The sequence below is a fragment of the Mesorhizobium sp. BH1-1-5 genome (assembly GCF_020165615.1).
GTDB lineage: Bacteria > Pseudomonadota > Alphaproteobacteria > Rhizobiales > Rhizobiaceae > Mesorhizobium.
Genome location: NZ_JAIUIM010000004.1, coordinates 197,056 through 210,311 on the forward strand (window position 1 = coordinate 197,056; position 13,256 = coordinate 210,311).

Genomic DNA, 13,256 nt, shown 5'->3' on the forward strand with positions numbered 1-13,256 from the left:
CGCGGCGCAACGCCAGGGAGAACGCCATGATCATCCAGCTGCCGGATACCGCGGGCAAACTTTCCGATTATAGGCTTCAGGGCAAGGCGGTTCCCGCCGCGCGATTGCCGCCGGAAGCGGCACGCACCGTGCTGTCGGCCGCCCATGTGGTGGCGGATCCTTTCAGCGCGAGCGATCCCGGCGGTCCCGCCGCCATCGACTGGAAGGCCACGGTGGCATTCAGGCGCCACCTTCACGGGCTCGGCCTCGGCATCGCCGAAGCAATGGACACCGCGCAGCGCGGCATGGGTCTCGACTGGCCTTCGGCCTTGGAGCTGATCCGCAGGACCAGAAGCGAGCTGCCCGACGCGCTCGTCTTCAACGGCGCCGGCACCGACCAGCTCGGACCGGCTGATGCACGCACGCTCGACGATGTCCGCCGTGCCTATTTCGAACAGATCGAGGCCATCCAGAAGGTCGGCGGCAGATTGATCGTCATGGCCAGCCGGGCGCTGGCGGCCGTGGCGCGTTCGCCCGACGATTATGTATCGGTCTATGGCGATGTGCTCGCGCGCTGCGACCGCCCGGTGATCCTGCACTGGCTGGGAGAGATGTTCGATCCGGCCCTCAAGGGGTATTGGGGGGCCGGCCGCTTCGAGGATGCGCTCGAGACGGTATTGGCAATTATCGGAAACAACACCGCCAGGATCGACGGCATCAAGATTTCCCTCCTCGACAAGGAGAAGGAAATCGCGATGCGCCGCCGCCTGCCCGCCGGCGTGAAGATGTACACGGGCGACGACTTCAACTATCCGGAACTGATCGCGGGTGACGAGCAGGGGTTCTCGCACGCTCTTCTCGGTATCTTCGACCCTCTGGCGCCGGCTGCCGCCTACGCCATCGACCGGCTCGGCCGGGGCGATACCCAAGGGTTCCACGCGACGCTGGATCCGACCGTGCCGCTCGCGCGGCTGATCTTTCGAGCGCCCACGCAATACTACAAGACCGGGGTCGTCTTCCTTGCCTGGCTGAACGGGTTCCAGGATCATTTCATCATGCTTGGGGGCGCCCATTCGATGCGGCCGCTGCCCTATTTCGTGGAGGTGTTCAAGCTGGCCGACGGATGCGGCCTCCTGGCGGATACCGAACTGGCTGCCGCACGCATGCGCAAGCTGTTTGCCCTTTATGGTCTCTGACCAGAACCATGCGTGACTTCACGAGGAATCATTCCGCGCTGGCGCTCAACACGGCGACGCTCGGCCACAATCTCGACGGTCACGGCGCGGGCTGGTCGATCGAGCGTGTGCTCGACGCATGCGCTGAGCGCGGCCTGCGCGGCATTGTCTTCTGGCGCCGCGAAATCGGCAGCCGCGCCGTCGAGATAGGCGAGCGGGTTCGCGCGGCCGGCCTCGGCGTCGTCGGCTTGTGCCGCGCGCCTTATCTCACCGGCCCGTTGGCGCTGCCCGGCCGCGCAGCGATCATGGACGATTTCCGCGCCGCGATCGACATGGCTGCCGGTCTCGGCGCGCCTGTCCTGACCATCGTTTGCGGTGGGGTCGAGCCGGGAACGAAAGGCGTCGGCGAAAGCCTCAAGCTGGTTGCGGATCGTGTCGCCGAAGCGGCTCCCTACGCGGCGGCCAGAAACGTTCGCCTGGCTCTCGAGCCGCTGCATCCGGTTTACGGCGGCGACCGGTCCTGCCTGGTGACGATGCGCGACGCGGTCGATCTTTGCATTGCCGTCGATGCGCCCAATGTGGGCGTCGCGGTCGACGTGTACCACGTCTGGTGGGATCGCACGCTGGCCGACGAATTGCTGCGGGCCGGGTCGAACCGCATTTTCGGTTATCACCTTTGCGATTGGCTGGCGCAGACACGTGACGTGCTGCTCGACCGCGGCATGATGGGTGACGGCGTGGCCGACCTGAAGGCTATCCGCGCTGCAGTGGAGGCAGCCGGCTATGCCGGGCCGTGCGAGGTGGAGGTGTTCTCGGCGCGGAACTGGTGGAAGCGCGATCCCGAAGACGTCCTGGACGCCTGCGTTGAGCGCTTTCGCACTGTTTGTTGAAGACAGAGGCCGGACAAGGAGCAACGCTCGCAGTCTTGCAAGCATCCCAGGCAAAAAAGGAACCGTTTGAGGGGTTGCCCGCCCACTGGCAAACAGCCTTTCACCGCGTTCAAACCGGCCCGAGATTAGTCTCCCGACCGGCGGCCCTTTTCCCGGAAGGCGGCAAGGCCCGCCCGAAGATCCTCGCTGCCGGCGGCGATACGTCCGGCAAACGCATCCAGAACACGCTCCCGTTCCTCGCCTTCAGCGGCATTGACGAGCATCTTGGCGAGTTCCGTGGCTGTGGCAGACCGGCCTGCAACGATAGCGGCAAGGTCCTCGGCCGCGGCCAGGCCGCGCCCTTTGTCGACGACCTTATCGACAAGCAATAGCCCCAAGGCCTCGTCGGCGGAATAGACTTCGCCGAAGATCGACATGCGCCGGATCAATTGCGGGCCGAAACGACGGGCCGTGCGCTGGGTACCCGACCAGCCGGGTATGATCCCCAGGCTGGTTTCAGGCAGACCGATGCGGGCGTGGCGCTCGGCGATCCGATAGTCGGCGCAGGCCGCAAGCTCCAGGCCTCCGCCAAGGCAATGGCCGTTGAGGACGGCAATGACCGGTTGCGAAAGCCTGGCAAGAGCATCGAAGCCGGCATGGCCGTCGCGGATCCAGTGACGCGCGAACTGCTCGGCGCCGAGCACGCTCCAGGCGGCGACGTCGCCGCCCGCGCAGAACGACTTCTCGCCCTCGCCGGTCAGGATCAGCACCTTCGCCGCGGAACGCTCCACCGCTCTGCATAGCGGCACGAGCGCATCGACCATCGCGGCATCGAGCGCGTTGAGCTTTTCAGGCCGGCGGATGGTCATACGGGCGATCGCGCCGTCGAAGCTGAGGTCGAGACGGGGATCGCTCACAGCCGCAATCCTATCGGCTGGTCGAGGAACAGCGCCGCGTCCATCAGCTTGAGACCCGGCGAGACCGCGAGAGGAGACGTCGCCTGCCGCAGCACGTCACGCTCGAGGTCGAGCCCGGGGGCTATTTCGGTGACGACCAGGCCGTCGGCAGTCAGGCGGATGACGCACCTTTCCGTCACATAAGTGACGTCCTGGCCCTGGCTGACGGCGCGCTGTCCCGAGAAGCTGACCTGGTCCACTTTCGGGACGAACTTGGCGACCTTGCCTTCCTTGTCGATGACCAGCTTTCCATTCTCCAGCCGCATCTTCGCGCCGGCGTTGAAGTTGCCGGAGAACACGATCTTACGCGCCCGCGCGGTGATGTCCACGAAACCGCCGGCGCCGGCGGTGCGATGCGGCGTCGAGGAAAGACGCGAGACGTTGACGGATCCGTCGGAGCCTATTTCGAGGAACGACAGCAAGGAGCAGTCAAAGCCTCCGGCCTGGAAGTAGGTGAAAAGGTGCGGGGAGGCGACGAAGGCTTCCGCGTTCGAGGCACAGCCGAATTTGAAGTCGAGCAATGGCACGCCGCCCACCGGCCCTTGTTCGATCACCCAGGTGACGGCGCCGTGCAGGCCTTCCTCGATCAGGATGCGAGGCACGTTGGCCGAGATGCCGAAGCCGATATTGACTGCCCAGCCCGCTCGAAGCTCCTGCGCGACGCGGCGCGCGATGACTTTGGAGACGTTGTATTCAGGCGTGCGGAAGGTATGCAGTGGCCGGAACAACTCGCCCGATATGGCCGGATCGTAAGCGGTGCCCGTTGTCTGCAACTGATCCGGCGCCTCGACGATGAAATCCACCAGGATGCCGGGAACCTGCACTTCATGCGGCCGCAATGAGCCTTGGGCCGCGACGCGCTTGACCTGGGCAATGACGATGCCGCCGCAGTTGCGCGCGGCAAGCGCCATCTCCATCGCGCCGAGGATCGCTCCCTCCTGTTCGAAGGTGAGGTTTCCCTTCTCGTCCGCCGTGGTCGCGCGGATGATCGCCACATCCGGCTGGAGGGGCGGGAAGTGCAGCCATGTCTCGCCGTTGAATTCCACGCGCCGCACGATGGGCGACTTCAGCGCGGCGGCGTTCATGGCTCCGCCCTCGAGCGCCGGATCGACAAACGTGTCCATGCCGACCTTGGTCAACACGCCAGGCCGGTGCGCCGCGCCCTCGCGCAGCATGTCGAACACGATGCCGGAGGGGAAGTTCCAGGCCGCCACATCCTCGGCAAGGATACGCTGCCAGATCAGCGGCGGTTCGGCATTCGTTGGTCCCGAGGGATACGAGCCTCCGATGATGCGGCTGAGCAAGCCCGGCAAGGCGATATGATCGACCCCTTTGGTGCCGAACATGTCGCCGGCGGCGATCGGGTGGATTGTGGTGATGTTGCGAGGCGCTCCCTCCGCCGCGAAGCGTTTGCCGATGGCTTCAAGCACTGCGTCCGGACACAAGAGGCCGGACGACGAATTGACCGCGACCGTCGCTCCGTCGCGTATCGCGGCGACGGCCTGCGCTGCGGACCTGACCTTGCTCACGTTTCCTCTCCATAGGGCTTGGCAATAAGTAACTAGATAGTTATATCTGTATAGCCGCCCGCCGCTTTCAAAGCAAGCTCCGCGCCGTCGGCAACCAGTGGGAGGATTTCGATGAACATCATGTTCCAGAAGACGAATCAGCGGATGTTTGGAACTTTCCCTCTTAAGGGGGATACGCTGCGTGCAGCGATCGCGGCTGCGATCGACGCAGGCTACCGCGCGTTCGACACGGCTCAGGCCTATGGCAATGAAGCCGACACGGGCTTGGCCTTGGCCGAGAGCGGCATGCCCCGGGACGAGCTCTGCGTCACGACAAAGGTCACCGTGGAGAACTTCTCGCGCGAGCGGTTCATGCCATCCGTCGAACAGTCCCTGCGGGATTTGAAGTTGGATCGTGTCGACATCCTGCTGCTTCACTGGCCGACGCCGGGAGGCGACATCGAGCTCTCACTTAAACTGCTTCAGGAGGCGCAGGAACAAGGTTTCGCCAACACCATCGGAGTTTCGAACTACACAGCGGCGATGATGCGGCAGGCGAGGCAGATCGCCGGCGTGCCGCTCGTGACCAATCAGGTGGAATTCCATCCGCTTCTTGACCAGCGCAAGCTGCTGGCGGCCGCGAGTGAAACGGGTATCCCTCTGTCGTCCTACTGCTCGGTCGCGCGCGGCGAGGTCTTCAAGCATCCGCTTTTCGCCGAGATCGGCGCGACATACGGCAAGTCGGCTGCCCAGGTCGTGCTGCGCTGGATCCTGCAGAAGGGTTTGCCGATCAACACGATGTCCACAAAGCCAGACAACATCCGCTCGAATTTCGACGTGATGGACTTCACCTTGTCGAGTATCGACATGGGCCGCATCGACGCCATGAATGCCGTCGGTTATCGCGTTGTGGGGAAGCGGCTGATCCCATATGCGCCGGATTTCGACGCCTGAGAGCACGAACAGGGAGAGCGATCAGATCCGGGGTGACCGGCAACGCTGGAGTGTTTCACCGCTTCACGGAAACGGCGAACCGCTCTATCCCTTTTTGCGCAATTCCGGACGGAGGGCTACGGCGAAGTCGCCGAGCCCAACCGCTCACACCTTTCCTGGAATTGCTCTAGCGGTTGCCTCGGATCAGGTCCGACGCATGCTCACCGATCATGATTGTCGCCGCATTGGTATTTGAGCCGACCAGGGACGGCATTGCCGAGCTATCGCAGATGCGGATGCCATCCAACCCGTGCACCCGCAGTTGAGGATCGACCACGGACATCGCGTCCTTTCCCATCTTGCAGGTGCAAGTCGGGTGATAGGAGGTACGGCCATAGCGTCGCGCATAGGCTTCATAGTCTGCCTGCGAGCGCACGCTCGTGTCGGGGAACCGAAGCTCTTTGATGAATTTGCGCAGCGACGGCTGATTGAATATCTCGCGGCTGATCCTGATGCCTTCGACCGACACTCTGAGGTCGTCGGGGTCCGCGAGGAAATTGGGATCCACGACCGGATTGTCGCGCGGGTCCGGCGAACGGAGCGTCACGCTCCCGCGCGATTTCGGGCGCAGCGTGTAGCTGTTCAAAGTGATGCCGGACGATCCCTTCGGGACCGACGGCACGCCCGCTTCCGCGCCTGCTCCCGCCAGGAAGTGGAACTGCAGATCGGGAACCGCTCCCGCATGGTCCCCGGAGGAATGCCAGAAGGCGCCGCCTTCGACCACGTTCGACGTTATCGGCCCGGTCTTGAACAGCATATACTGGATGCCGGCCCACAGCATCCAGTGCGTCTTGTTGTACTTGTCGAGTGAATCGTGGCCTTTCAGCTCCGCTACGATGTCGATGCCGAAATGATCGTGCAGGTTCTGTCCGACGCCCGGGAGATCCTGGATCGTCTCGATGCCATGATGGCGCAGGTGCTCGGCAGGGCCGATGCCGGACAGCATCATCAGCTTCGGCGTGCCTATCGCCCCCGAGGTAACCAGCACTTCGCTGTCGGCGTTTACCACTTTCAGCGAGCCGCCGACCGAGCATTCGACGCCAACGGCCCGGCGGCCCTTGAAGACGATGCGATGGACCAACGCCCCTGTGATCAGCGTAAGGTTCGGGCGCTTCAGGGCAGGCTTGAGGTAGCCCACGGCAGCCGAGCAGCGGCGGTTGTTGCGCGTCGTGATCTGGTAGATGCCGGCGCCTTCCTGCTTCGCGCCGTTGAAGTCCGGATTATAGGGCAGTCCGTATTCCTGGCAGCTCTGGACGAATGCGCGCGAAACGACGTTCGGATCTGGTATGTTCGACACGCCGAGCGGTCCGTCGGTGCCGTGGAGCCTGCCGGAGAGTATGCTGTTGCCCTCGGAGCGGAGGAAATACTTCCGGACGTCCTTGAACGCCCAGCCGTCCGCACCTTCCTCGTTCGCCCAGCGGTCGTAGTCGGTCTCGTGCCCTCGGGTATAGACCTCGGCATTGATCGACGACCCGCCGCCCAGCACCTTTGCTTGCGCATAGGGGATCTCGCGATTGTCGGCATGTCTCTGAGGGGCCGTCACCAGTCCCCAGGTGAGCGGCCCGGTGGTCATCTTGGCGAAGCCAACGGGCATATGGATGTAGGGATGGCTGTCCCTGCCACCGGCCTCGATGATGCAGACCCTGACGGCGGGATTCTCGGACAGGCGCGCGGCAAGCACGCAGCCTGACGAGCCGGCCCCGACGATCACATAGTCGAAACCTGTCGTCATCACTTGATCCAGTGCGAGCGCTTGCCGATTTCGATGTGGACGGACTTCACCTGGGTGTACTCCTCCACGCCGTACATTCCGGCCTCTCTTCCCCATCCGGACTGCTTGAACCCGCCAAGCGGCATCTCCGGTCCTCCGGCCATGATCGTGTTGACCCAGAACCGTCCGGCGCGCACGCGCCGCGTCACGACAAGCGCCTTGTCGATGTTCTTGGTCCACACGCTGGCAGCCAGGCCATAGACGGTATCGTTGGCAAGGCCGATCGCCTCCTCGAGGGAATCGAAATGGAAGGACGACAGGACAGGCCCGAAGATTTCGTCGCGAGCAATCGACATTGCGGGCGTGACATCGGAAAACAGCGTCGGCACAATATACTGGCCGCCGCCAAGGTCCAGGGTTTCACCGCCGGTTACCAGGGTTGCCCCCTCGGCCTTGCCCTTGTCGATATAGCTCAGGATGGTTGAATTCTGCGCGTCGGTGGTGATGGCGCCGACCTGCGTCTTCGTTTGCAGCGGATCGCCGACGACGATCTTGGCCATCTTGGCGGCGAGGATTTCCTCGAACTCGCGGGCAACCGAGCGCTCGACGATGACTCGGCTCGACGAGACGCAGCATTGGCCGGTGTTGAAGCTTATGCCGAAGGCCGCGCCGTCGGCCGCGTCCTCGAGATCGCTGTCGGCGAAAACGATGATGGGGTTCTTGCCGCCCAATTCCAGGCCGAGCTTCTTGAAATTCGAATCGGCGGCCGCGTGGACACATGAGCGTCCGACGGATGTCGATCCGGTAAAGGACAGCATGTCGACATCGGGATGCTCGCTCAAAGCCTGGCCAATCGTCCGGCCCGATCCGGTGACGACGTTATAGACGCCGTCCGGCGCGCCGGCTTCGGAAAGGATCTCGCCAAGCAGCAGCGTGGTCGCGGACGTGACCTCCGAGGGCTTGACGACCACGGTGCATCCGCTGGCCAGGATGAAGGGAATGCGCTCGCACAGGATCAGGAAGGGGAAGTTCCAGGGCGTGATGAGCCCGACCACGCCGACCGGCTCACGCAGCACCACGCCGAAGAGACTGTCGCCGAGACTGTTGAAGCTGTCGCCATGCAACAGCCGCGCCGCGCCCGCGCCGACTTCGAAGCAGGCAATGCAGTGATCGATTTCGCCGCGCGCCTGCGAGATCGGCTTGCCGTTCTCGAGGACCTCCCAATAGGCAATCTCGTCGCGACGGCGGCGCAGGATTTCGGCCGTTCTTAACAGCACGCCCGCGCGGTCGGCTCCAGGCAACCCCGCCCACCGGCGATCCTCAAAGGCGCGACGCGCCGCGGCCACGGCCGAATTCAGGTCGTCGACCGTGCATTTGGGGGTAAGCGTCACCGCCACGCCATGGCCCGGGGAACGGCGCTCGAACATCGCCCGGCCCTTGCGCCACGAACCGTCGGACCAGAACCCGAATTCGCGCGGTGCATCCGGCAGGGTCGCGCGATCAGCAAAATCAAGCATGTGGCATGGCTCCGTTTTAGCGGTGCGCCGGCCATTCGCGTCCGCCGTTCCGGCGAGGCGCGCCGGCTGTTCTCAGTTCAGTATGATTTGCGTCTTCAGATCCTGGGGCCGCTCGGCCAGAGTCTCGAAGGCCTGCTGGATCTGATCGAGGGGAAAGGTCGAGCGTGTGAACGCGTCGGTGCGAAAGCGGCCGTGCGACAGCAGCGTCAACGCATCGTGCATGTCTTCTCCCATGCCGGCGACGGAGCCCTTGAGGCTGTTCTCCTCGAGGATGGTGCGCAGGATATCGACCGGCACCGTGTCGTGCGACCCGGTAAGGCCGAAGAAGGCGACATGGCCGCCCTTGCGGATGAGCTCGAATGCGAGCGCGTAGAGCCGGGCGGAGCCGACGCTCTCGATCACCAGGTCCGCCCCGCGTCCACCGGTCCTGGCCAGGACCTCCGCCTTAAGCCGGGCAGGGTCGGCTATAGCTGCATCCGCACCGGCTTCAAGGGCAAGACGGCAGCGGTCCCGCGACAGGTCGGCGACGATGATCGGCGCGGCGCCGCATAGGCGCATCATCTGGACGTGCAGGTTGCCGATCGGTCCGGCTCCAAGGATCACGACAGACTGGCCGAAGCTCGCGCGCGCCTTGCGCGCGGCGCGCACCACGCAGGACACCGGCTCCGTCAGGGCCAGCACCTCGGCCGGGACATGGTCCGGCGCCGGCAGGACGAGCCTGGCCGGCACGCAGACATATTCGGCGAAGGCGCCGTCGCGCCCGATGCCGACCTGCGTCATCGACGGGCAGTTCAGGATCTCGTTGCGGCGGCACCAGTAGCACTGACCGCAGCCGATATTGACGTCGGCGACGCAGGTCGTGCCCGGCTTGATGTGCTTCACACGCTCACCTGTCGCGGCGACCGTCCCGGCAAACTCGTGGCCAGGCACCAGCGGCAGCCGATCAGCCGCATAGTGACCATTGAAGATATGGATGTCGGTGCCGCATATGCCGGTCCGCGAGATGCGGATCAAGGCGTCGTCGGGGCCGACCTCCGGAATGGCGATCTCCTGCACCTCGAAACGGCGCGGAGCGGTCAGAACGGCGGCGCGCATTGTTGCCATGGCTTGTCTCACTTCACGATGCGAAGCTTGGAGCGGTCGATGGTCAGCGCGATGGCGACGATCAGCACCAGGCCGAAGACCATCTGCTGCTGTGTCGCCGCGATGCCGAAATAGAGCATCGACGCCCGGATGACCGCCACGATCAACGTGCCGATCGCGGTGTTGAGCACACCGCCGACACCACCCGTCAGCGGCGTTCCGCCGACAAGCACCGCCACGATTGCCGGCAGCAGGAAGCCGTTGGCGATCGTCGGCGCGCCGCCGGACAGTTTGACCGAAAAGAGCAGGCCAGCCACGGCGGCCAGCGCTCCAGAGATGGCGAAGGCCAGGATCTTGTAGCGGGCGACGTTGAGACCGGACGCGGCCGCGGCCAGTTCGCCGGCGCCCACGGCCTTCAGCGCACGGCCGAGGATCGTGCGCCGTTCTATGAGCAGGCAGATCGCCAGCAAGCCGAGCGCGATGAAGAGCTCGTGCGGCACGATGCCGGTTCGGCCGATCATCCAGCCGAAGGTCTCGTTGCGCTGGGTGGCGTCCATATTCAGGGCGCGGTTGCCCGACAGCCATTGCGCCACCGAGAAGCAGACGCCGCCGACCGCCAGCGTGGAGATGAAGGAGGGGACATACATGCGCGTGGTCAGGTAGCCGGAGAGGGTGCCCAGCATGAACCCCGCGAGGATGCAGAGCGCCGCGACCCATATCCCCAGCGACGCCAGATAGACCGAGGCAACGACAGTGATCATGTTCGCCATCGACTGCGCCGACAGGTCGATACCGCCGATGTAGATGGCAAAGGTCAATCCCAGCGCCATGATGAACAAGGGCACGATGTCGCCGGCAAGGCTCAAAAGATTGGCCGGCTTCAAGAAGCTCGGATCGGCGATGCCGACGATCGCGACGAGGACCAGGAGGGTGATCCAGGGGAAGTGCGGCTTGAGGCGTTGGATATCCATCGGTGCCCTCAGATCATGTAGTGCAGAAGGTCGTAGAGCGACGGCTTGGGGCCGGGCACGCAGTCGAAACGCTTCTGGATCTCGCCGTCCTTGATGACGACGATGGTGTGGGAGAGGCCAATGGCCTCTTCAAGCGTGTCGGCGACCAGGACGACGCCGACCCCGTCGTCGCACATCTCCCTGATCATGTCGTACACATCCTCCTTGGCGCCGATGTCCAGACCGCGGGTCGGATGATCGAGCAGCATGATGTCGGAGCCGCCCGACCGCCATTTGGCAAGCACGACCTTCTGCTGGTTGCCGCCCGAGAGGTTGCCGCAGTCGGCATATTCGGAGCTTGCCTTGATGGCGAGCTTGCCGATCCATTTCCTGGCAAGCTCACGCTCGTTGCCGACATCGAGCCAGCCCATCCGCGCGTAACGCGGCATTTGCGAGAGCGTCATGTTCTCGTAGACATTCATGCCGGCGACGATGCCTTCTATCTTGCGTTCGCGCGGCACGTAGCCGACGCCGCGCTCCACCGCGCCCCGGGCCGTCAGCCTGGAGATCGCCTCGCCCTTGATCTTCAGGGTGCCCTTGGCCGGCGCTCGCATGCCGTAGATGGTTCGAAGGATCGCCTCGCGACCGGAGCCCTCGGTGCCAACCAGGCACAGCACCTCGCCGGCATGCAGCGTCAGCGAGATGTCGCGGATACGTCCGGGCAGGCTGACATCGGACAGCTCGACCAGAGGCCTCGTCGCGTCGTAGGGCTTTTGCCGCTGTTCACGGTAATATTCCTTGTCGACATGGCGGCCGACCATCTTGTGCTGGATCGCTTCCGGCGTCGCCGCGCCGCGCGAGACGACGTCGACCACCTGGCCATCCTTCATCACGTAGATGCGGTCCGAAAGCTCCATCACTTCGTCCATGCGATGGGACACGAAGATGAACGAAGCGCGCGTCGTCAGCTCCCGCACGAGCTTGAACAACAGCTTCACCTCTTCCTCCGCCAGCACCGAGGTCGGCTCGTCGAGCAGGACGACCAGATGACCCTGCACCCGTTCCTCCAACGTCAGCACCTTGGCCAGTTCCACAAGCTGGCGCTGCGCGAAGGAAAGGCTCGAGGTGGTCGTGCGCGGATCGATATCGAGCTTGACCTTGGCAAGCTGCTTCCTGGCGGCTCTGGCCATCGCCTTCCAGTTGACCACGCCGAAGCGCGAGAACTGGTCTTCATAGCCGAGGAAGATGTTTTCCATCACGGACAGGTTGGTGATCAGCGATTGCTCCTGAAACACCATGCCGATGCCCCGTTCCATCGCATCGCGGGGGCCGCTGAACCGGACGGGCTTGCCGTCGATGAGGATCTCGCCGCCGTCAGGCTGGTAGGCGCCGTAGATCACCTTCATAAGCGTGGATTTGCCCGCGCCATTCTCTCCCACCAGCCCGACGATCTCGCCGCGGCTGATGGAAAAGTCGACCGATTTCAGTGCCCGGACGCCTGGAAACTTCTTTTCGACGGCTTTCAATTCATACATTGCGGCCTCACTTGACGAACGCGACCGAGCGCCGGTCCGTCGACAGGATGACCGCGATGATGACCAGCAGCCCGAGAACGGCGGCCTGTAGGAAGTCGGGCAGGCCGATGACCACCATGCCGTTGTTGATGACGGCGACGATGAGGACGCCGACGAGCGTGTTCCATACGCCGCCGATGCCGCCCCAGAGCGCCACGCCGCCAACCACCACCGAAGTGATCGACATGAACATGAAATTGGATCCGGTGACCGATTCCGCCTGGCCGAGCTTAGCGACCTGCAGGATCGCGGCTATTGCATAGAAGAAGCCGGCAAGCGCAAAGCCAGCCATTCGCACCTGCTGCACCCGCACGCCCGAGGCGTGGGCAAGGTCCTCGCCGCCGCCAACCGCGTAGAAATAGCGCCCAAGGCGTGTATGCGCCTGGATGAACCAGGCAAGGACGAGGCACAGGCCCGCGACATAGACCATCAGCGGAAACCCCAGGATGCGCCAGGTCAGCAAGGCGCGGAACGTCGGATCGTCGAATTTGACGATGTCGCCGCCAGTGAGCAGGATCGCGGCGCCGGTGCCGACGAAACCGAGCGCGAGACTGGCCATGAAGGATGGTATCTTCAGCCTGACATGGACGAGGCCGTTCACCAGGCCGATAGCGGCGCCGACGACCAGGATGATCGGTATCGCGATCCAGCCGCCCGAAGCCAGCGTTCCGCCGAACGCCAGCATCAGGAAGCAGAACAGGACCGCCGTCAGGGAAACGACGCCCTCCATCGAGAGGTCGATGGACCCCATGACGATGATGAAGGTTACGCCGACCGCCACCATCAGCGCGGGCGCGGCCGCAATCGCGATGCGCGCGAAGTTGCGCTGCGACAGGAACGAAGGGTTGATTGCGGAGAACAACACGATAAGCGCCAAGAGCACCAGGAACGGCGCCCAGCGGATCGCGTTTTCCCTCGTCAGGATACGTGGCAACTTCGGC

The 13,256-nt window shown here is 64.1% G+C and carries 11 protein-coding genes; 3 read left to right on the plus strand and 8 right to left on the minus strand.

Annotated features, from left to right (window positions below; all coding sequences use genetic code 11):
* Window positions 1–26: 26 nt before the first annotated feature.
* On the plus strand, window positions 27–1,175 hold the full coding sequence (locus LB572_RS07285) for a dihydrodipicolinate synthase family protein (protein WP_224667242.1): 1,149 nt from the start codon (window positions 27–29) through the stop codon (window positions 1,173–1,175).
* 8 nt (window positions 1,176–1,183) lie between these two features.
* On the plus strand, window positions 1,184–2,044 hold the full coding sequence (locus LB572_RS07290; protein ID WP_224667243.1) for a sugar phosphate isomerase/epimerase family protein: 861 nt from the start codon (window positions 1,184–1,186) through the stop codon (window positions 2,042–2,044).
* A gap of 125 nt (window positions 2,045–2,169) precedes the next feature.
* Here the strand turns inward: LB572_RS07290 and LB572_RS07295 are convergent, their stop codons facing one another.
* Together LB572_RS07295 and LB572_RS07300 are read right to left on the minus strand one after the other, a co-directional pair.
* Entirely contained in the window at window positions 2,170–2,940 is a 771-nt protein-coding gene (locus LB572_RS07295; protein WP_140803235.1) for an enoyl-CoA hydratase/isomerase family protein, read from the minus strand.
* A complete protein-coding gene (locus tag LB572_RS07300; protein WP_224667244.1) occupies window positions 2,937–4,508 on the minus strand; it encodes an acyl CoA:acetate/3-ketoacid CoA transferase in 1,572 nt (523 codons plus the stop codon). Before LB572_RS07300 ends, LB572_RS07295 begins: the two co-directional genes overlap by 4 nt.
* Before the next feature lie 111 nt (window positions 4,509–4,619).
* Between LB572_RS07300 and LB572_RS07305 the strand changes: the two genes are divergently transcribed.
* A complete protein-coding gene (locus tag LB572_RS07305) occupies window positions 4,620–5,441 on the plus strand; it encodes an aldo/keto reductase (RefSeq protein WP_140803233.1) in 822 nt (273 codons plus the stop codon).
* Window positions 5,442–5,607: 166 nt separating this feature from the next.
* Here the strand turns inward: LB572_RS07305 and LB572_RS07310 are convergent, their stop codons facing one another.
* The 6 genes from LB572_RS07310 to LB572_RS07335 all read right to left on the minus strand — a co-directional run bounded on the left by LB572_RS07310 (window position 5,608) and on the right by LB572_RS07335 (window position 13,249).
* Entirely contained in the window at window positions 5,608–7,212 is a 1,605-nt protein-coding gene (locus tag LB572_RS07310; protein ID WP_224667245.1) for a GMC family oxidoreductase, read from the minus strand.
* Window positions 7,212–8,708, minus strand: coding sequence for an aldehyde dehydrogenase family protein (locus LB572_RS07315; protein ID WP_224667246.1), 1,497 nt, complete (start codon window positions 8,706–8,708; stop codon window positions 7,212–7,214). The genes LB572_RS07310 and LB572_RS07315 overlap by 1 nt, the downstream gene beginning before the upstream one ends.
* 72 nt (window positions 8,709–8,780) lie before the next feature.
* Window positions 8,781–9,812 (minus strand): zinc-dependent alcohol dehydrogenase, encoded by a 1,032-nt coding sequence (locus LB572_RS07320; protein WP_224667247.1) that lies wholly within the window; start codon window positions 9,810–9,812, stop codon window positions 8,781–8,783.
* Window positions 9,813–9,820: 8 nt separating this feature from the next.
* Window positions 9,821–10,762, minus strand: a complete 942-nt coding sequence (locus tag LB572_RS07325) for an ABC transporter permease (RefSeq protein WP_224667248.1) — start codon at window positions 10,760–10,762, stop codon at window positions 9,821–9,823.
* Between the two features lie 8 nt (window positions 10,763–10,770).
* A complete protein-coding gene (locus LB572_RS07330) occupies window positions 10,771–12,276 on the minus strand; it encodes a sugar ABC transporter ATP-binding protein (protein WP_224667249.1) in 1,506 nt (501 codons plus the stop codon).
* 7 nt (window positions 12,277–12,283) lie between these two features.
* Window positions 12,284–13,249 carry an ABC transporter permease gene (locus LB572_RS07335; RefSeq protein ID WP_140803227.1) on the minus strand — a complete coding sequence of 322 codons (966 nt, stop codon included), beginning with the start codon at window positions 13,247–13,249 and terminating at the stop codon, window positions 12,284–12,286.
* Window positions 13,250–13,256 lie beyond the last annotated feature (7 nt).

Excerpts from the sequence above, each read along its gene's own strand:
- LB572_RS07285 (WP_224667242.1), top strand. The coding sequence starts at position 27 with ATGATCATCCAGCTGCCGGATACCGCGGGCAAACTTTCCGATTATAGG.
- LB572_RS07290 (WP_224667243.1), top strand. The coding sequence starts at position 1,184 with ATGCGTGACTTCACGAGGAATCATTCCGCGCTGGCGCTCAACACGGCG.
- LB572_RS07305 (WP_140803233.1), top strand. The coding sequence starts at position 4,620 with ATGAACATCATGTTCCAGAAGACGAATCAGCGGATGTTTGGAACTTTC.
- LB572_RS07310 (WP_224667245.1), bottom strand. The coding sequence starts at position 7,212 with ATGACGACAGGTTTCGACTATGTGATCGTCGGGGCCGGCTCGTCAGGC.
- LB572_RS07315 (WP_224667246.1), bottom strand. The coding sequence starts at position 8,708 with ATGCTTGATTTTGCTGATCGCGCGACCCTGCCGGATGCACCGCGCGAA.
- LB572_RS07320 (WP_224667247.1), bottom strand. The coding sequence starts at position 9,812 with ATGGCAACAATGCGCGCCGCCGTTCTGACCGCTCCGCGCCGTTTCGAG.
- LB572_RS07325 (WP_224667248.1), bottom strand. The coding sequence starts at position 10,762 with ATGGATATCCAACGCCTCAAGCCGCACTTCCCCTGGATCACCCTCCTG.
- LB572_RS07330 (WP_224667249.1), bottom strand. The coding sequence starts at position 12,276 with ATGTATGAATTGAAAGCCGTCGAAAAGAAGTTTCCAGGCGTCCGGGCA.